The 18,248-nt window shown below is 52.0% G+C and carries 16 protein-coding genes; 12 read left to right on the top strand and 4 right to left on the bottom strand.

The window, feature by feature from the left end:
• Positions 1-51: 51 nt before the first annotated feature.
• Positions 52-1,776: a Na/Pi cotransporter family protein gene (locus BW941_RS07825; RefSeq protein ID WP_076515039.1), complete on the bottom strand. Its 1,725-nt coding sequence runs from the start codon at positions 1,774-1,776 to the stop codon at positions 52-54.
• A 127-nt stretch (positions 1,777-1,903) separates the two neighbouring features.
• Positions 1,904-2,737, bottom strand: coding sequence for an ion transporter (locus tag BW941_RS07820; RefSeq protein ID WP_436286954.1), 834 nt, complete (start codon positions 2,735-2,737; stop codon positions 1,904-1,906).
• Positions 2,738-3,042: 305 nt separating this feature from the next.
• Here BW941_RS07820 and BW941_RS07815 point away from each other — a divergent pair, with 305 nt between their 5' ends.
• The 6 genes from BW941_RS07815 to BW941_RS07790 are packed head-to-tail and all read left to right on the top strand — an operon-like array spanning position 3,043 to position 10,100.
• A complete protein-coding gene (locus tag BW941_RS07815; protein WP_175607880.1) occupies positions 3,043-4,989 on the top strand; it encodes a TonB-dependent receptor plug domain-containing protein in 1,947 nt (648 codons plus the stop codon).
• 16 nt (positions 4,990-5,005) lie between these two features.
• On the top strand, positions 5,006-6,187 hold the full coding sequence (locus BW941_RS07810) for an HmuY family protein (protein WP_076515036.1): 1,182 nt from the start codon (positions 5,006-5,008) through the stop codon (positions 6,185-6,187).
• A 23-nt stretch (positions 6,188-6,210) separates the two neighbouring features.
• Positions 6,211-7,272, top strand: coding sequence for a hemin-degrading factor (locus tag BW941_RS07805; protein WP_076515035.1), 1,062 nt, complete (start codon positions 6,211-6,213; stop codon positions 7,270-7,272).
• Positions 7,269-8,150 carry a heme/hemin ABC transporter substrate-binding protein gene (locus BW941_RS07800; RefSeq protein WP_076515034.1) on the top strand — a complete coding sequence of 294 codons (882 nt, stop codon included), beginning with the start codon at positions 7,269-7,271 and terminating at the stop codon, positions 8,148-8,150. The genes BW941_RS07805 and BW941_RS07800 overlap by 4 nt, the downstream gene beginning before the upstream one ends.
• Positions 8,151-8,157: 7 nt before the next feature.
• The gene (locus BW941_RS07795; RefSeq protein WP_076515033.1) at positions 8,158-9,273 is read left to right on the top strand and encodes a FecCD family ABC transporter permease; all 1,116 of its coding nucleotides are present in this window, start codon (positions 8,158-8,160) and stop codon (positions 9,271-9,273) included.
• Positions 9,270-10,100: a heme ABC transporter ATP-binding protein gene (locus BW941_RS07790; RefSeq protein ID WP_076515032.1), complete on the top strand. Its 831-nt coding sequence runs from the start codon at positions 9,270-9,272 to the stop codon at positions 10,098-10,100. Before BW941_RS07795 ends, BW941_RS07790 begins: the two co-directional genes overlap by 4 nt.
• A 191-nt stretch (positions 10,101-10,291) precedes the next feature.
• Here the strand turns inward: BW941_RS07790 and BW941_RS07785 are convergent, their stop codons facing one another.
• Positions 10,292-12,397, bottom strand: a complete 2,106-nt coding sequence (locus BW941_RS07785) for a TonB-dependent receptor domain-containing protein (RefSeq protein ID WP_076515031.1) — start codon at positions 12,395-12,397, stop codon at positions 10,292-10,294.
• Between the two features lie 97 nt (positions 12,398-12,494).
• Between BW941_RS07785 and BW941_RS07780 the strand changes: the two genes are divergently transcribed.
• From BW941_RS07780 to BW941_RS07755, 6 genes are all read left to right on the top strand, one after another.
• Entirely contained in the window at positions 12,495-13,517 is a 1,023-nt protein-coding gene (locus tag BW941_RS07780; protein ID WP_076515030.1) for a helix-turn-helix transcriptional regulator, read from the top strand.
• A 189-nt stretch (positions 13,518-13,706) separates the two neighbouring features.
• A complete protein-coding gene (rpsP, locus tag BW941_RS07775) occupies positions 13,707-13,958 on the top strand; it encodes a 30S ribosomal protein S16 (RefSeq protein WP_068434880.1) in 252 nt (83 codons plus the stop codon).
• Positions 13,959-13,981: 23 nt separating this feature from the next.
• Complete coding sequence (gene rimM / locus BW941_RS07770) at positions 13,982-14,503, top strand: ribosome maturation factor RimM (protein WP_076515029.1); 522 nt, start codon at positions 13,982-13,984, stop codon at positions 14,501-14,503.
• 36 nt (positions 14,504-14,539) lie between these two features.
• Positions 14,540-15,298, top strand: coding sequence for a tRNA (guanosine(37)-N1)-methyltransferase TrmD (gene trmD / locus BW941_RS07765; RefSeq protein ID WP_076515028.1), 759 nt, complete (start codon positions 14,540-14,542; stop codon positions 15,296-15,298).
• A gap of 10 nt (positions 15,299-15,308) precedes the next feature.
• The gene (gene rplS, locus BW941_RS07760; protein WP_068434889.1) at positions 15,309-15,662 is read left to right on the top strand and encodes a 50S ribosomal protein L19; all 354 of its coding nucleotides are present in this window, start codon (positions 15,309-15,311) and stop codon (positions 15,660-15,662) included.
• 130 nt (positions 15,663-15,792) lie between these two features.
• Entirely contained in the window at positions 15,793-16,650 is an 858-nt protein-coding gene (locus tag BW941_RS07755) for a DsbC family protein (RefSeq protein ID WP_076515027.1), read from the top strand.
• A 784-nt stretch (positions 16,651-17,434) separates the two neighbouring features.
• On the opposite strand, the gene BW941_RS07750 is transcribed toward BW941_RS07755, so the two are convergent.
• Complete coding sequence (locus tag BW941_RS07750; protein ID WP_076515026.1) at positions 17,435-18,247, bottom strand: pseudouridine synthase; 813 nt, start codon at positions 18,245-18,247, stop codon at positions 17,435-17,437.
• Position 18,248 lies beyond the last annotated feature (1 nt).

Here is an 18,248-nt window from a genome sequence, read left to right as displayed (position 1 = left end):
GTAATTTCAGCGACAGTCTGTTCCCCGCAGTGAACAGACTGCCTTTCGGGATTACACGCGCTGTGCTTTGAGTCGGTGGTTCGCCGCAGACTCATTGACGTTGAGGATATGATCGCCGATGCGTTCTATACGGTTGAGAACGTCGATGAAAATCACACCGGCGCGGGGGCTGTAGTCGCCATTTTCGAGACGGACGAAGTGGGTGTCACGGAAAGAGTCACGTAACTCGTCAATACGATTTTCAAGCTTGATAGCGCGCTCCAGGCTGACTTCCGAAGGCTCCATCGAGGCACTTTGCTGCATATTCTCTACAGCCGCTCTGAGGGCTTCCATCATCTGCACCATGTCAGCCCGGGCATCATCCGGCCAGTGGCTTCGTGCCTCATGAAGGCGTTCTGACAGTTTCGAAATCTGGAAGTAGATGTCGGCGATACGCTCCATATCGTTAATCATGGTCTGGAGGAAGCGGATGCGCTCTGTCAGGTCGTGCTCAAGATTGGTGTTCTCACTGACCCGGACGAGGTAGTCGGAAATCTCGATTTCCAGCTGGTCTGTGGCTTCTTCAGCCGCAGCGATGCGTTTGAGCAGCTTGGATCTTGATGCCTTGCTGTCGAAAAGAAGTTCATCGACGTCAGCATGCATACGATTAAGTATCCCGGCAAACTGCTGAGCTTCCTTCTGGGCCTGTTCCAGCGCTAGTGCAGGAGAGGTCATCACGCCAGCACTGATGTACTTCAGGCGGAAGTCGTCGGCCCCGCCTGCGGTCTCCGGAAGAATGCGTTCGATAAAGCGCACGATATAAGGAATAAAGGCAAACAGCAGGATGACATTCAGGATGTTGAACGAAGTATGGAAGAGCGACAGGCCCAGGGTTGCGTTGGGTCTGGCTTCCGGGGCATCGCTCAGAATAGAAACCGGTGCCGTTGAGAAGTTCTGTACCACCATATCAATCAGGTGCATGACGGGATAAATGGCGGCCAACATCCAGGCAACCCCGATCAGATTGAATATCAGGTGGAAGCGGGCTGCCCGTTTGGCGTGCACGTTCCCCACCATAGCGGCGAGGTTGGCGGTGACTGTGGTACCAATGTTTTCCCCCAGCACCATAGCAGCCGCCAGCGGAAAGGATATCCAGCCCTCAAACAGCATAACCAGTGTCACCGCTGTAGCCGCCGAAGATGATTGCATGACAAGGGTGAGCAGGGTGCCAATGACAACAAAAATAAGCAGCGAGGCGTAGCCGAACCCAGTGAACATATCGAGGAACTCGAGTATCTCCGGGTTACTGCGAATGTCAGGCACGCCGTTTTTGATGAACTCAAGGCCAATAAACAGAATACCGAAGCCGACCATGGTCTCGGCGATGTTGCGTAAGCGGCTGTTCTTAGAGAACAGGAACGCGAAGAAGAGACCGATCACTGCCATGGCGATGGGGGTGATCTTCATCTTGAAGCCAAACAGCGCAACGATCCAGGCGGTCACTGTAGTGCCGATATTCGCGCCCATAATCACGCCTGTAGATTCCACGAACGTCAGGAGCCCGGCATTTACGAAACTCACGGCCATCACGGTCGTTGTCGTCGATGACTGGGTGATGGTGGTCGTTGCGAAGCCGGTGAGTACACCGGTAACACGGTTTCGGGTCATGCCGCTAAGCACTGACTTGAGGCGGCTTCCTGCCACTTTCTGAAGGCCTTCACTGAAGATCTTCATGCCAAAAATAAAGATGCCCAGGGCACCGATGAGCTGGAGGAAGTCGAAAAGAGTGTAGTTCATACCTTACCTGAATCCGGTCGCGACAATGGAACTGGGTCCGTCGGTGACTTTAGAGTCTCGATGAGGGGCGCGATTATATGACGGAAATGACCTCGAAAGTCATTTCCATGTCATAAAAGTGCAATATTTACTGATTACTGCTTCCGCGTTGCTCAAGGCGCGTAATCATGGACTTCAGTTCCTGAATTTCGTCACGCAGATCATTCATGGAAGCGTTGCCCTCTTCTTCGTCTTTCTCTGCACGTTCTCTGGCGTGTTCATCTTCCAGCACGTTAACGACAATACCGATCACCATGTTAAGGAAAGCGAACGCGGTGAAGAAAATGAACGACAGATAAAAACTCCACGAAAGAGGGTAGACCTTCATGGTCTCGTACATAACGTCGGTCCAGTCTTCAAAGGTCATCACCCGGAAGAGTGTCAACATAGAGATGGTAATGTCACCCCAAAGTTCGCGATTGATAGGTGCAAAGAAGGTGGCGCCGATGGCTGCGTAGATATAAAAGATGATGAACATCAACAGTACAACGTAACCGAGTTGCGGCAAGGCACGCACCAGAGAGTTCAGCAGCATGCGTAGCTCAGGGATGATCGAGACCATACGCAGCACCCGGAAGACCCTGACAAGCCGGCCTACCAGAGCCATATCGCTGTTATCAATCGGGATCAGGCTGACAACCACGACCAGAGTGTCAAAGACGTTCCAGCCATTGTGGAAGAAGCGCTTTTTATTCGGTTCGGCAATAAACCGGACGATGATCTCAAACAGAAACAGGAAGGTGATACCGACATCCAGCCAGACGATCATCTGTGATACGGCATCCGGAATGGCGTAGGTTTTCGCCCCCACGAGAAGCGCTGAGATGATGATGACCCCCACCACAAACAGCTCAAAAGCGCGGTTGTTCTTGAGGGCGATTGCCCGGTCCTGAATGGTCTGGATATTCATTTTATTGCTCACTTTCGACTCGTGTGTCTGTCTCGCGCAATAGTAACGTTATCCGCTGCCTTTACAACGAAGTACCATGAAAATATCCTCTTAAAATACAATGCTAATACGAACGATTTGCATTTAAATATCGTTGTGTATAGACTCCCGTGCAAATGCAGTATGGGGTCTGTCGCGTGCGGGTGAGTCGGTATTTATTAGTTTGGGCTTTTATCAGCGTAAGCAGTGTCGCCTCTGAACATTCAGGAGTAGATCCTGAGGAAGCCCTTATCTCTCTGGGTACTATGGTGGTCACAGCTACTCGGGCGCCTTCTCCTTTGGCCGACGTACCAGTACGTACTCTGGTGATGGAATCTAAAACAATTCAGAAGTTACATAGCCGCGATATTCGTGACGCTCTGCGTATGCTTCCGGGGATTCAACTACGTGAAATTCATGGGAAAACCGGTGAAGAAGTTCAGCTCCAGGGGCTCAATGGCGATCGCGTTCTGATTCTTGTCGATGGTCTGCCGGTGTCGGCCACGACGGGTTCGACGGTGGATACCTCGCAACTGGGCGCGCTCGATATTGAACAGATTGAGGTGATTCCAGGCGCGGCGTCGTCACTCTATGGGAGTGCCGCAATGGGAGGTGTCATTAACATCATTACCCGCCAGGCTCCTGAGAAAACCGGTGGTCGTGTTTCATTACAGGCGGGAAGTTTTTCATCGGATCGTGAGTTGTCGTCTGAGGTGCTCCCCCAGCGTCATGCGCTGATATCCGGACATACTGAAGTGTCAGGTGTGTCCGTCACGGCTCTGATCGACCGCCGTATCAGCAGCGAGTTTGATCTTGATACTGATACGTATCCGACTCAGGGGTTTGACGGCACTAAAACCCAATATAAGGCAGGCGTCAGCAATCGCAGAGCCGAAGGTCGTCTGCAGTGGCAACTGAATGCAGAAAAATATGAGGAAGACCTTGAGAATCGTCGCCTGACCAATGCTGGTTTTAAAGGGAGTAAAACGGAACAGCTCGACAGAACACGCTTTACCGGAGAGCTTGCTCTGGCTGACAACCATGGCGAATGGAAAGCACAGGCCCTGTCCGAGAATCAGACCGACGACACTGCTCAGTTGAATAACGACGCAACCATTCCCGCCGGAAATTTGTGGCGCGAGGCTGATTACAATCAGCATAAATGGTCGGCGCAGCGACAACAGTCGTTCGGCCAGAAATGGGGGCATGACCTTCAGTTGGTCGCCGGAATCGAAGGGGCAGGCGAAAGTCTGAGCCAGAACAAAACTGAGATATTGCTGAGCGACGAAGGCGCTGCTGCTGATGCTGTGGTTGAAGTTTATGGCGATTATTACCGGGTCTCGACCCCAGAAGTTGAAAGCGCCAGTCGCGATAGCCTGGAAGCTTTTGCGAGCCTGACGGCGACGCGCACATCGCATAACGGTAACACGCTGGAGTGGGCGCCAGGTGTGCGGGTTCAGAACGACAGTGACTTTGGCGGTTATGTATCTCCTGGCCTGAGCAGTCGCCAGAGTCTGCCGCTGGGGCAGACATGGCAACTCCAGCTGCGGGAATCTCTCGGAGCAGGTTACCGGGTTCCCAATCTCAAAGACCGCTATTACGTTTTTGACCACAGTGTTAACGGCTACATGGTACTTGGTAACCCGGATCTCACTCCAGAAAGCTCCAGAAGCTTTCAGTTATCCGCGAACTTTACCGATCAATCGCGCTGGAACATTGAGGCCTCCGCCTTTTTTAACCGCCTGTACGATCTGATTGAAGCAGAGGATTCTGGTGAAAGCCTTAACAATGGCCAGGTGGTGATTTACCGCTATGAAAATATACAAAATGCCAGAACAACAGGGGCTGAAATGGCCACGCAATACAGCGGTGAAACCCTTTCGCTACGGTTATCTTATGGCTGGCTCAAAGCTCTCAATCTGGACACCGATCAACCACTGATTAACCGTGCTCCGCATCATATTAAAGGTCTTCTGACGGCGCAGTGGACAGACGCCTGGGACACAACGCTCACGCTGGACTGGCAGAACGGCATGGTGACCGGTATCAGTGATGACGGCGATTTGTCTTATTCCCGGCCCATTGCTCGCGTTGATCTGAAAACCGGGTTTCGCCTTTACTCCGACCTTCTGTTGTTCGGAGGCATTAATAACCTGACGGATAACGTCCGTGATCCGTCGGATTCATACGACCGAAGGCCCTCCGAGGGACGCTTTCCCTACGTCGGCCTGAACCTTTCATTCTGAAAAAACTGGGGAAAATATGAAGCAGACAGTGAAGATCAGTCAGTGGTTACTTACCGCGAGTTTTCTGGCGTTATTAACCGCCTGTGGAGGTGATAGTAGCAATAGTGAGGACAGCGCCGATATCAGTGGCGATACATCCTCCCCTGGCGACGAAAGTGAATCACCAGGCGCCACGGATGCCAGCTACGAGACCCTGAAGGTCAATGCCGCTAGCTACAGTGACTGGGTATATGTGGATCTCGCCAATGCCACAGTGCTCGATCTTGACGACAGTACCGCTGACAGTTCCACAGCATGGCACATCGCTCTGCGTCGAACTGCAATAAAGGTAAACGGCGGTGATTCCGGTAGCGGCAATGTTGCAGTGGCGCTGGCCGACGCTCAGGACGAATTTTATGATGAGGCTGGCTCAGCTGACGCCAATGTTTTTCTGAATGCTGATGCTGACATCGAAGCCACTGCATTAGACACGCCTTACGACACCAGTACCCTGACGTTCATGCAGGACAGCAATGAGCCAGCTATGAGCGACTGGTATAGCTATAACTTTATGACGCATCAGATCAGTGCTGACACCACAGTGGGCTACCTGATCCGTCATGCCGATGGCGAGACATACAGCAAGCTGTTTCTTGATGCCGTTAGCTACACCGACATCACCGTGCGCTACACGACACAGGCGTCAGGTACTTCTCAGTTCGCCGGTACGGAACAGAGTTTCAGTGCCAGTTTTGGTGAGGATGAGACCCTGCTTTGCCTTGATTTTGACAGTGCTCAGGCGGTGGACTGCAGCAGCGGAAATTGGGAGCTGAGATACGAAGTTGACCTCACTCTACGTGAAATCAATATGTGGACGAACGGCGGTGTTTTCGGCTCAGGTAATGGCGCAGTGTTTGGTGCTATCGATGCAACCGCACTCGCGTCTTACACCAGCGCCACTACTGTGGGTGGGAGCAATATCGCTTCTCACTATTCTAAGGACAGCAGCGCAGGTCTCTTCGCTGAGGAGAGCTGGTACGCCTACAACCTGAGTGAGCAGCACAAACTCTGGCCAAACTACCGTACTTACATCATCGACGCCGATAACAGTGATGACTCGGCTGCCAACTACACGCTGCAGATCAGTAATTACTACAGCCTGGGAGCATCAGGTAGCCCTGAACTGCGCTTCCGTGTTCTGGCAAGTGACAGCGAATAACGAGGTTAACTCAGGAGCTACCTATGAATCAGGCGTATCAGGAGCTGGCAGAGCGCTGGCAGGAACTGAAAGATAAAAATCCAACACTGCGCATACGCAATGCAGCGGAAATTCTGGGTGTCAGTGAGGCTGAATTACTGGCAACTAAAACCGGACGCGGCGTCACGCGTCTGCGCAATGAACCAAAAGAGATATTGTTGCGTATCGAAGCGCTGGGTGAAGTGATGGCATTGACGCGTAACAACGCAATGGTTCACGAGAAAACCGGGCAATACAAAGGCTTGAGCATTCACGGGAATATGGGGTTGGCTCTTGGCGTCATAGATCTGCGGATCTTCTTTAATCGTTTCGCCAGTGCGTTTGCGGTTGAGGAGGAAAGCATGACAGGCACTCGCAGCAGCCTGCAGTTTTTTGATCAATTCGGGCAGGCCTTGCATAAAATTTATGCTCGTGGAACCTCCGACATGACGGCCTTTCAGCAGCTGGTGAATGATTTCGCCAGCGAAGAACAACACACTGCTGTTGAGGTCGCGGCGCAGGAAGCTTTGGAAACAGAGTCTGCACCGCTTGACGTAGCTGCTCTGGAGCAGGAGTGGGGCGAGCTGCAGGATGTGCATCACTTTCTGGCGTTGTTGAAAAAGCACAAAACTGACCGCGCGACGGCCTACGCTGCGGTACGAGACGATTACGCGCGCCAGGTCGATATCGAAGCGTTCGAAGGCGCCCTTTATGGCGCAGCAGCAAATTCCCTGTCAATCATGGTATTTGTCGGCAGTCCTGGGGTCATTCAGATTCACACTGGTCCAGTGAAGGTGCTTAAGCGCACAGGCCCCTGGTTTAATGTGCTCGATCCAGGATTCAATCTGCACGCTGATACGACCCAGATAGGCTCTGCCTGGGTCGTGCGTAAACCGACGTCCGACGGCATCATCACCTCTCTTGAGGTTTTCGACAAAAACGACGAACAGCTGGCTTTGTTGTTTGGTGAGCGTGTTAATGGTCAGCCAGAGAATCCGGCGTGGAGCGGGCTGGTTGCATCCCTTGAAGAAAAATACCCGTTAAACGTTAACGAGGTAGTGGCATGAGCATGCGGCAATTTTTGAGCGGAGCCGTTCTGCTGCTGATGGCATTGCATAGCAGCGCGGTTGAGCGTCTGGTCAGTGTTGATGGTGCCCTGACAGAAATTGTTTACGCGTTGGGTGCGGAACATCGGCTGGTGGGCGTTGATACGACAAGTCGTTTCCCGGAAGCCGCAACGGAGCTACCCCAGGTTGGCTATATGCGGCAGTTGAACGCCGAAGGTATTCTGGCTTTGCGCCCGACCCTGGTGATCGCCAGCCACGACGCAGGCCCAGAACCCGTATTCGCTCAGTTGCAGGCGGCGGGAGTTAAGGTCGCACGCATCAGCGCTCCCGACACCCTGGAAGGTGTGGCCAGCCGCATTCGTCAGGTGGGAGACGCACTGGCGCTTAGTGCCAGGGCGGAGCAGTTGGCTGCTAAGGTTGTGCAGGCTGCAACAGAGGAGTTGGCAGCCTTGCCAGATCAGTCACCGAGTACTTTGTTTCTGCTTGGTACGTCGGGTCGCGGACTAATGGCTGCAGGTCTGGGCACCCGAGCACAGGCTTTGTTGGAATTGCTCAACGTAAATAATGCGTTTGAACACCAGGGCTACAAGCCCATCAGTGCTGAGGGGGCAGTTCAGGCTGCGCCAGAGTTGGTTTTGATCGGTCATACCGGTCCGGATAACAGCGCTTTGACAGCCAGTACACTGGCGCATACACCCGCAGCTGAGCAGAAACGGATTCACACAGTGGATGTCAGTCTGGTACTGGGGTTTGGTCCGAGACTGCCACAGGCGTTGAGTTTGTTGATACCGCTTTTATATCCGCAGGATACCGGCATCAAGGGCATGTCTGAACTTTCCCTGGAGCCTTCATTGAACAAACTGGCGGAATCAGAGTAACGCCATCATGGATATGAGTGCGCGCAGCAGCATTGAGCCTGTGAAGGGCGCAGGTGACGCAGCGGATCATGAGCCGGTAGATCGTCCGCTGCTCAGGCCTCTGCCTTGGGTAACGATCTTGTTGAGTATCACACTGCTCTTGGCCATTGTTGTATCTCTGTTGACGGGCCCGATGAGTTTCAGTACTGGCGAGATCATCACCTCCGCAAAGCTATTGTTCAGCGGTGCCGAGACGGCTGGTACGGCGGACTGGGTAATCCGTGAGCTGCGCCTGCCGCGCGTGGTGCTGGCCTGTGTGGTTGGCGCCGGACTGGCAGTGGCTGGATGTGTTACTCAGGGCGTCTTTCGCAATCCACTTGCTGATCCGGGCCTGATAGGCGTGTCCAGCGGCGCGGCATTTGCGGCCGTGGCGGTTATCGTGTTGAGCGGTAGCCTGCTGCAGGGCTGGAGCGGTCTTACGGGGCCTTATGCATTGCCTCTGGCGGCATTTGTGGGTGGATTAGCAGTAACAATGGTGATCTATCGGCTGGGCACGCGCAATGGCGAAACTCAGGTCGCACTGCTCCTGTTAGCGGGTATTGCTATCAATGTGCTGGCTGGTGCAGCCACTGGTATTCTGACTTACGTCGCTGATGATCAACAGCTGCGCGATTTGACCTTCTGGTCGATGGGAAGCCTGGCCAACGGTGGCTGGCGTGAGATTTCAGCCTGTGCAGTATTCGTGCTAGCGCCTCTGGCCTATTGCCTGAGTCGCTTCCGGATTCTGAATGCGTTGTTGCTGGGGGAGCAGGTGGCGGGCCATCTGGGTTTTCCAGTACAACGGGAAAAGCGTGCCTTACTGGCTGCTGCAGCACTGATGGTCGGCGCTGGCGTGGCTGTCGCAGGAATGATCGGATTTATCGGTTTAGTAGTCCCGCATCTGTTACGGCTGATCGTTGGTCCTGATCATCGCTGGCTGATCGGGCTGTCTGCACTTTCTGGTGCTCTGTTGCTGCTCATCGCCGATACACTGGCACGCACAGTGATCGCTCCTGCAGATCTGCCTGTAGGGTTGCTTATGGCAATTATCGGTGGGCCAGTATTTCTTTTTCTTCTTGTTCAGCAAAGTCGGAGGTGGGTATGACGCTCAGGGTTCGCAGCGTATCACTTAACCTTCACAATAGACGCTTGTTGGAAAATGTTAGTTTCGACCTGCATGCTGGCGATCGCGTCGCCGTTCTGGGTGCGAATGGCGCAGGGAAAAGTACGCTATTAAAGTGTCTGACCGGCGAATATACGGCAGTGTCTGGGGCTATAACGCTGGACGGTCGTCGTTTGGGTGATCTGCCAGCGGCCGAACGGGCGCTGAAAATGGCCGTTATGCCACAAGGTATGACGCTGGCGTTTCCTTTGCGGGTATGTGATGTCGTGGCATTGGGGCGTAGTCGCCATATGGATGAACGCCGTTCACGTCATTGGCAGAAAGCCGCGATGGAGATGATGGATGTCTGGCATCTTCGCTCGCGTGAGTATCCGACGCTCTCCGGCGGCGAGCAGCAACGCACCCAAATGGCCCGTGTGCTCGTTCAGATCTGGGATTGTCATCAACATTCGGGTGATGGTTATTTTCTGCTGCTGGACGAATGTTTTTCTGCTGCAGACCCCGCACATCAGCACAGTATGATGGAAAAAGTCGGGAGTTTTGCGGATCGTGGCGTCGGTGTACTCGCCGTTATGCATGATATGTCGCTGGCTGCTGCATGGGCTGACCGGGTTTTATTGTTAAAGCAGGGGAAAGTCACCGCCTCTGGCCCGGTGGAGCTACTCACGCTGCCGCATATTCTGCAAGAAGTCTATGACCTTCCTAAATCTCTGGCCGACGACTATGCCCGCAATAATCGTCATTGGCTGGAGCGTAATGCGGGGCAGTCCACTTTCATTGAACAATCCCGGTCGCTGCGCCAGATCTGAAATTTCATTCAGTTTATCTTTCTTACCGTTCTTGCCGTTCTTACCCTCATGCCATAGTTCGCTAACTGGACGCTTATTTCTGAGTGGCGTCCAGCGGATTATGGCTAGTTAGTCGCTGTTTAAATCAACCTGAAGATCAGGTTGGGCCAGTGCGTCTTGCTTATGACGCGCCTGGCCAGGTGATGTCGTTATCAGAACTGATAAGCCAGCGTCAGCTTGTAGTTTCGTCCGGGCTCGTAGTCGTACAGGTACAGCTCACCAAAGCGAGGGTGGCTGGATACTCCGGTGCGACTGGATTGAGAGGCGTAGAGTTCATCGGTCAGGTTGTCGATGCCAGCGGTGATGCTCAGGCCATCAATAGTAGAGGGTGCCCAGCGCGCAGATACGTTAACAACCGTGTAACCGTCTTTGGCTTTATCCAGTGATGCCCCGTCGATATCAAGGCCGCCATCAAGATCATCAACATCAAGAACATCAGCATGCAAGGTTACTCCCGGTGCGGCCAGTACATAGTCGAGATTAAGACTGATCGTGTTGCCTTGCTGACGATCAATTCTTGCTCCGTCGAACTGCGGATAGTCACTGGTAGCATCCAGATCGCTGGCAGCGCGAGAAAACGTCAGCATAGTTTGCAGATTGGCAATATCGTAGCCAAGGTAGAGTTCAGAGCCGCGAATGGTCAGATCGCCTACGTTGTCTTTGAAACCGCGAGCGGCATAGTCGTAGATATAGTCGTTAATCTCAGTCTGAAATATGGTTGCCCCGACTTTGAAGGCATCAGCGCCCAGAATTGAATCAACGAAATCGATACTGGCTTCGTGATTGATCCCGGTTTCCGCTTTTATGTCTGGATTCGGGGTGTCGTAAAGGCCTGCGCCGACGTAAACTTCCGCAACTTCTGGGGCCTTAAACAGCTGTGTGCTGTGCAGTCCGAGGTTCAGTGCATTTGTCAGAGCATACTCAAGGCCGAGAGCGCCGGTGAATTCACTGAAAGATTCATCCGTCAGTGTGGTGTTCAGCTCGACGGTGTCGTAACGGCCACCAATAATGAGATCAAGGTCAGCAATACTCCAGCGATCCTGAACATATAGACTAATGGTGGACGAATCTTCTTCATTCCCCTCAGAAGATCCGTTGTCGTAATCGAAACGATACTCTGTGTCATAGAGCGTATGCTCGAAGCCGTAAGTCAGGGTATGGACATCGAAGCCACTCTCTGCAAGAAGGTTCAGTCCTCTTAAGTGCGCGATGCCCGAGCCATTTCCAGCCCAGTCAGTGTAGGCAGGATTCTCTGCGTAACCACTTTCATCCCGGTTAAATGTGCTTTTATTGTCGTAGAGCGTCGCTTCCAGCAGTGTGCCACCCAGTTGGGCGTCGTAGTTAAGCGTGTATGTGTCGCGGTTGAACTCGGTAGGCCACTCGAGCGGTATGTCCAGAGAGCCTCCGATGGCCAGGTCGGTCGCTAACCCCATATCCGGTCGTTGACTGTAATCGCCTTCATCGCGATAGCGCTCGTAACCGATGCTGACACGTTGGTTAGCATCAAGGTCAACACCAACCTTCAGTAAGCTATCTTTCTGTGTACCCTCGAGGCCCAGAACGTCTCCGTCCGTTCCATCAATTTCGTCGCCGTCAGAGTCAAGGATCTTGCCGCCACCGACGGTATAGTTACCTCGTTCGACATGGTTGTGATAAGCGAGGATATCGACGTTCTCTGTGATCTTGCCATATCCTGTGGCGGCCAGGCTGTGCCCTTTATTACTGTTATATCCTGCCTGAACTCGTCCACCCAGTGTATCACCCGGTTTGAGTAGTTTTTCTGCTGATTTAGTGCGGAACTTCACTGTACCGCCGAGGCCGCCATTAACGACTGAATTTTTACCGACCTGAATATCTACCGACTCGAGGATATCCGCATGAATCTGCAGATTGCCCATGTGGTGAAACATGTACGTGTTCTGTCGCGCACCGTCGATACTGATATCGATGTCCTTGTCATCCATGCTGCGGATCGTTATGCGCTGGTTGAGAGAGTGGGCGCCACCCACATCTACACCAGGAATCGTGCGTAGCAGATCTGAGATGTGATCTGCCTGGCGAAGCTGGATATTGTCCTGATCAATGTTTACTGAAGAGGAAGTAACCGCAGTTCCCCAGACTTCGACTTTATCAAGTTCGATCGGTTGCTGTTTGGTGTCCTGGCTGGTCGACTGATCAGTGGCATGCGCAGATGCCGTGATACTTATACTGACGGCCAAGGCAAGACCGCTATGGATAGTAGGAAAGCGAGCGGACATAAACTATAGTTCCTTTTTGTTAATGAAAATGATTCGCATTGTATACCGTCACTGATAATGCGATACCATCAGGTGCTATGGAAAAGAGCGGAATGTTATGCAGAAAAGTAATTCATTGGTCAGAGAAGGCTGGCCTGAGGGCCAGATTCGCGAATCCGATGTGCGCGCTATCAACGGTGGCACTGGATTTCACCATCTGCCGGAGACCCAACCAGCACAAGTGTTGATGGAAGGGCGACTTTTTCCTGTCCAACTGAGTAACGATCTCTTTCTCCATCTGGCTGACTGCTACGAAAAAGAGACGACCGTAAGTTCGTCAGAGGTATCGCCGGGTCTGAGTGTTAATCTGGTTTACGAGGCAGATATCAGGTTCTCGCTGGGTGGTGAATCCTACGAACTCAGGCACAGTGTCAAGGACGCAGCGGATCGGCAGCCATTGATGCATGCGTTGGTTGTTGGCCGGTCAGATATGTTCAGCCGTTATATTGAAAAGGGTCATCGTGTGAAAAAGTTGAATATCACGATGTCATCTGACTGGCTTCGCGCTCGTTTCCGTGGGGATACGGCTATGATAGAGGCCTTGTACCAGAGTCACGGATCGAGCAAGACCTGGGCGTTGCCTCCTGCCCTGGATGCTGTCGCTGAACGGCTGATTACAATGAAGCCGTCTCCGGATGCACGTCAAAGGCTTACGATAGAAGCAGATGTGCTCGGTATTATCGCTGCGGCACTTACACACCTGGAGGAGTCTGTGAAACTCAAACAGCCGTTGATATCAGGGCGTCGCGCGCAATACCAATTATTGGATCTGGTCGATAGTGCCGTTGAAAGTGGTGCTGAGTTAAGCGAGATTGCCAGAAACGGGCGCATGAGCGTCAGCACACTTCAGAGTCAGTTTAAAAAGACCTTCAACATCACAGTGCAGAAATACATCCGTAAACGAGTTTTAGAGCGCGCCCGCTGTAAATTGATAACCGGTAATCTGTCGATCGGTGAAGTGGCATATCAGGCGGGGTATAACCACAGCTCTAACTTTATCACCGCGTTTCGTCGGGAGTTTGGAATAACGCCCGCAGAGTGTATCTCAAGGCATCAGAATACGGTCGTAAAGCGGGCCTAGTACTGCTTGAAACCGGAGGGTCAGTTGGCGTACACTACGCGCCCTTTTGTGTGGGTTGCCTGTACGGTGGCCCCCAGGCCCTTCAAGCCGGCCGCGTGCTTATTGCGTAACGCTGGTATTGAGGGATGTTGAACGGTGGGCGATTTCAAAACCTGCCACTAGATAAAACGACCGGAGTAGACACACTTTATGGTAGTTATTCGTTTAGCCCGCGGCGGCTCTAAAAAACGTCCTTTTTATCACATCAACGTAGCTGACGCGCGCATGCCTCGCGACGGTCGCTTTATCGAGCGCCTTGGGTTCTTCAACCCGATTGCTCGTGGCCAGGAAGAAGCTCTGCGTATCGACCTTGAGCGCGTTGAGTACTGGGTAGGTAAAGGCGCACAGCCAACTGACCGTGTTAAGAAGCTGCTGAAAGACGCTGCTAAAAAAGAAGCGTAATTCAGTTTAACCGGGGGTAAGCAGTGTCTGAGAACATTCGCGTTCTGGGAAAAATAAGCACTGCGTTTGGCATCAAAGGGTGGGTGAAGGTGTACTCCTACACACAGCCGATGACAAACATTCTGGAGTACCCTGTCTGGCACATCCGCAAGGATAATCGCTGGCAGGAATTTAAAGTACTGCAGGGTAAACCTCAGGGTAAAGGTCTGGTGGCAAGCCTTCAGGGCATTACAGACCGTGATCTGGCATTGAGCTTACATCAGTGTGAGGTCGGGGTTCCTGAAGAGGCGCTTCCTGAGCTTGAAGAAGATGAACATTATTGGTTCCAGCTGATCGGACTCAAGGTAGTAAATACCGAAGGTGTGGTGCTGGGCCAGGTGAAAGAACTGTTTGACTCTGGTGGTGGTAATCAGGTGATGACGGTGATGCCTTGTGAAGGCAGCATCGATCAGCAGCAACGTTTACTTCCCTTTGTAGAGCAATACGTTCTTGAGGTCGATCTGGACAGCAGTGTGATCCAGGTAGACTGGGACCCGGATTTTTAACCCCTGGCCAACAGGGCCAGAGAGGAGTGAAGACCGGTGTGGTTTGGTGTTGTAACTCTGTTTCCTGACATGATTCAGGCGTTGACCCAGCAAGGTGTCAGCGGACGCGCAGTCAAACAGGATAAAGTCAGTGTGACCTGTTGGAATCCAAGAGATTACGCTTACGACAATTACCAGACGGTGGATGATCGACCGTACGGCGGTGGCCCCGGAATGCTGATGAAAATTCAGCCGTTGAAGGATGCCATTCATGCTGCGAAGGCAGCGGCCGGTGAAGGCGCTAGGGTGATTTATATGTCGCCACAGGGCCGCAAGCTGGATCAGGAAGGTGTGCTTGAGCTTGCTCAGCATGACAAGCTGATCCTGGTAGCCGGGCGGTACGAGGGTATTGATGAACGTCTGATTGAGGCGGAAATCGACGAAGAATGGTCTGTCGGTGATTTCGTGCTCAGCGGTGGTGAGTTACCCGCCATGACGTTGATGGATGCCGTGATCCGGTTGGTGCCTGGTGTATTGGGGCACGAACTGTCGGCACAGCAGGACTCCTTTATGGATGGCTTGCTGGATTGTCCGCACTACACCCGGCCTGAAGTGTATGAAGGCGAAGCGGTACCTGAGGTACTGTTGAGCGGTAATCACGAGAAAATCCGCCAGTGGCGCTTAAAGCAGGCACTGGGCCGAACCTGGCAACGCAGACCAGACTTACTGGCTGAACTGGAACTGACAACCGAGCAACGAAAGTTATTGACAGAATACCTTGACGAGAACGCGGCTGAGCACTCGTCAGACTGTTAAGGAGCGAACAATGAGCAACAAGAACCCAATCATTCAGCAGATTGAAAACGCGCAGCTGAAAGACGCTGTTCCAGCTTTTGGCCCTGGTGACACTGTTGTCGTTCAGGTAAAAGTAAAAGAAGGCAACCGTGAGCGTCTGCAGGCGTTCGAAGGTGTGGTTATCGGTAAGCGTAACCGTGGCCTGAACTCTGCTTTCACCGTACGTAAGATCTCTCACGGTGTTGGCGTTGAGCGTACTTTCCAGACTCACAGCCCACTGGTTGACAGCATTGCTGTTAAACGTCGTGGTGACGTGCGTCAGGCGAAACTGTACTACCTGCGTGAGCGTAGCGGTAAGTCTGCACGTATCAAAGAAAAGGTATAATCCTCCGGGAATACCTTTCTTTACCGAAAAACGGGCCGTGTGCCCGTTTTTTTGTGCGTGACAGATACATATTCCTGTTATGGTCAGCCTGATAAGTGAAAGTCACATACGAATGCAGAAGAGCAAAGACATGAAAAAGACATTGACCGCACTGGTCGCAGCCATGCTGATGAGTGCGCCGGCTCTCGCTGACAATGCGAAGCTGAAAGAAACCATCGAAGCCAAGATGAAGGAAGTGCTTGGCCCGCGGGCTGATGTCACCGAGGTGGTATCACTGGGCGATGGTCAGATTTATGAAGTGGTTATGATCGATGGGTCTTTAATGCATATGACGCCTGACCTCAACTACCTCATCTATCAGAACACCCTGTACAAATTCAGTGAGGGCGGGCTGGATAACGTCAGTGACCTGCGCAAAGTGACGTTACGCAAGAAAGAAATGGCATCCATTCCCGATGCTGATACGGTCGTATTTCCTGCGAAGGGAGATGAGAAGGCAGTCATTAATGTGTTTACGGACATTGATTGTGGCTATTGCCAGAAGCTCCATCGCGAAATGGACGATATCAATGCGAAGGGTATAACTGTCCGTTACCTCGCGTATCCGCGCGCGGGTATTTTTGATCAGACGGGTGGTTACACCGAGTCATACAGTAAAGTGAATTACGTATGGTGCCAGGACGAGGATGATCGTGCTGACGCTATGACAGAAATCAAATCATTGCAGGGCGAACTGTCTGGTGCTTATAGTCGTGTACGGAATGCTTCCGGATCTGACAGAGAGTCTGCCATGAAGTCATTTGATGAGAAGCGCGGTGAAATGCAGTCGTTGGTGTCCTCGGTTTCCTGCGAGTCTCCGGTCGCAGCACAATACAATCTGGGTCGTGCCATTGGTGTAGGCGGTACCCCCGCTATTGTCACTTCGGATGGCCAGCTGATACCGGGGTATATGGAAGCAGATAAGCTTGCAGAGCGACTCGGTATATAAGCGATGCATTGTTAATGCACCATCTTAGAAACCCGCTTCGGCGGGTTTTTTTACGCCCCCACTTCGATCACATACCTCTTGTGAATAACCTGACGTCAGGAGGCATAGGGTTTGGAGTGAGTTATCCACAAATTGTTCTGATAGTTGTCCAGAAAGGAAGCTTTGCGTGCTCTTCCCGGTTGACGCGATGGTTTAACCTGAAAAGCGAATGTCAACGACCCTTTGAGGGTTTTTTCAGTGCGTCTGGGTTTATTTTGGTGCGTTGTTATGCACATCTTCAATAGTGGCCGAATAAATGTGTCAATCTGGCGTAGAAAATATGAAAGTATCTATTGATTTTCATAAGTCATTGAAAAATATAGGTTTTTTACTTGTTCAAAAAACATACAATCTAAGTGTTATGCCCATTTTATCTGGGCTGGAATGAGTTTTTAAATTATTACTCACAAAGTTATCCACAGAAATTGTGGGAAACTTAACAGGGACAAACTGCGACATTTTTTCAAAAAAAAGCTCTAAAACCTGTGTTCGGGTGTTGACAGTCGAAAACTATTTGAAACTTGTTATTCACACCAAAATACGATGGCGTCACAGGACTGACAGGATAGCGTCAATTTCTTATCGATAGAGTTGTCAATCTATAAGTTGCTGATTTATATAGAAAAATTTACTGTTAATTTTTTCAGCAAAATGACAGCACCCCTTGTTTCATGCGGGTTCCAGCCACTTTTAAAAAACTTATCCATAAAGTTATCCACAGAAAGTGTGGGTAACCGTGCGCAGGTCACGGTTTCTCTGGGTTTCGGAGCTCCGGAGGGAGTAAGAAGGCATCCATAGAGGGGTGCGGAGGGTGTTGGAGCTCTGACTGCAATGATTCCGGTAAGGCCAGGTTCCATTCGAAGCGGTCGAAAAGTTGACGCATGATTCGATCCGGCCGTGCGATCAGGGTCAGAAGCTCACCTGTGTAGGGGTGGTTCATCTCGAGTGACCAGGCATGAAGAAGTAACCGCGGTGCATCCATATAGTCTCGGAAGTATCGTGAGTGGCGTCCTTTTCCGTAGCGTGCATCACCAATAATGGGATGACTTAGGTGTTTCAGGTGCCGGCGTATCTGATGCTTTCGCCCGGTGTGAGGACGACAGTCAATTAACGAATATCGCGATTGCGGGTACTTATCAATGGCGACGGGTATCTCGACCTGAGCGAGTGAGGTGAAATCTGTAATGGCTTCCTGTGGCGGCTTGATACGCTCATGCTTCGCATACTTGTCGACAGGTGGGGACATGGCGTAGTCGAGATGGGTGAATTCAGGCATATAACCACGGACAATAGCCAGGTAGTGCTTTTCTACATCGCGCTGGCGCCATTGTTCCACGACCAGGCTGGCGGTTTCAGGTTGACGTGCGAAGACCAGAACACCAGACGTCGGTTTATCGAGTCTGTGTACAGGATAAACTCGTTGGCCTAGTTGATTGCGCACCAATTGCAGTGCGAACGCAGTTTCATGACGATCGATTTCGCTGCGGTGAACCAGCAGGCCGCTGGGTTTATTGATGGCAACCAGATGCTCATCTTCGTAAATAAAATCAAGTTCCATC

It is taken from the genome of Thalassolituus maritimus (genome assembly GCF_900156675.1).
Classification (GTDB): Bacteria; Pseudomonadota; Gammaproteobacteria; order Pseudomonadales; family Oceanobacteraceae; genus Thalassolituus; species Thalassolituus maritimus.
The sequence above is the reverse complement of the archived record's forward strand: the minus strand, read 5'-3'. Positions and strand labels throughout refer to the sequence as shown.

Coding starts and splice junctions, on each gene's coding strand:
- BW941_RS07825 (WP_076515039.1), bottom strand. CDS start 1,776: ATGAACTACACTCTTTTCGACTTCCTCCAGCTCATCGGTGCCCTGGGC.
- BW941_RS07810 (WP_076515036.1), top strand. CDS start 5,006: ATGAAGCAGACAGTGAAGATCAGTCAGTGGTTACTTACCGCGAGTTTT.
- BW941_RS07805 (WP_076515035.1), top strand. CDS start 6,211: ATGAATCAGGCGTATCAGGAGCTGGCAGAGCGCTGGCAGGAACTGAAA.
- BW941_RS07800 (WP_076515034.1), top strand. CDS start 7,269: ATGAGCATGCGGCAATTTTTGAGCGGAGCCGTTCTGCTGCTGATGGCA.
- BW941_RS07795 (WP_076515033.1), top strand. CDS start 8,158: ATGGATATGAGTGCGCGCAGCAGCATTGAGCCTGTGAAGGGCGCAGGT.
- BW941_RS07790 (WP_076515032.1), top strand. CDS start 9,270: ATGACGCTCAGGGTTCGCAGCGTATCACTTAACCTTCACAATAGACGC.
- BW941_RS07785 (WP_076515031.1), bottom strand. CDS start 12,397: ATGTCCGCTCGCTTTCCTACTATCCATAGCGGTCTTGCCTTGGCCGTC.
- BW941_RS07780 (WP_076515030.1), top strand. CDS start 12,495: ATGCAGAAAAGTAATTCATTGGTCAGAGAAGGCTGGCCTGAGGGCCAG.
- rpsP (WP_068434880.1), top strand. CDS start 13,707: ATGGTAGTTATTCGTTTAGCCCGCGGCGGCTCTAAAAAACGTCCTTTT.
- rplS (WP_068434889.1), top strand. CDS start 15,309: ATGAGCAACAAGAACCCAATCATTCAGCAGATTGAAAACGCGCAGCTG.
- BW941_RS07755 (WP_076515027.1), top strand. CDS start 15,793: ATGAAAAAGACATTGACCGCACTGGTCGCAGCCATGCTGATGAGTGCG.
- BW941_RS07750 (WP_076515026.1), bottom strand. CDS start 18,247: ATGGAACTTGATTTTATTTACGAAGATGAGCATCTGGTTGCCATCAAT.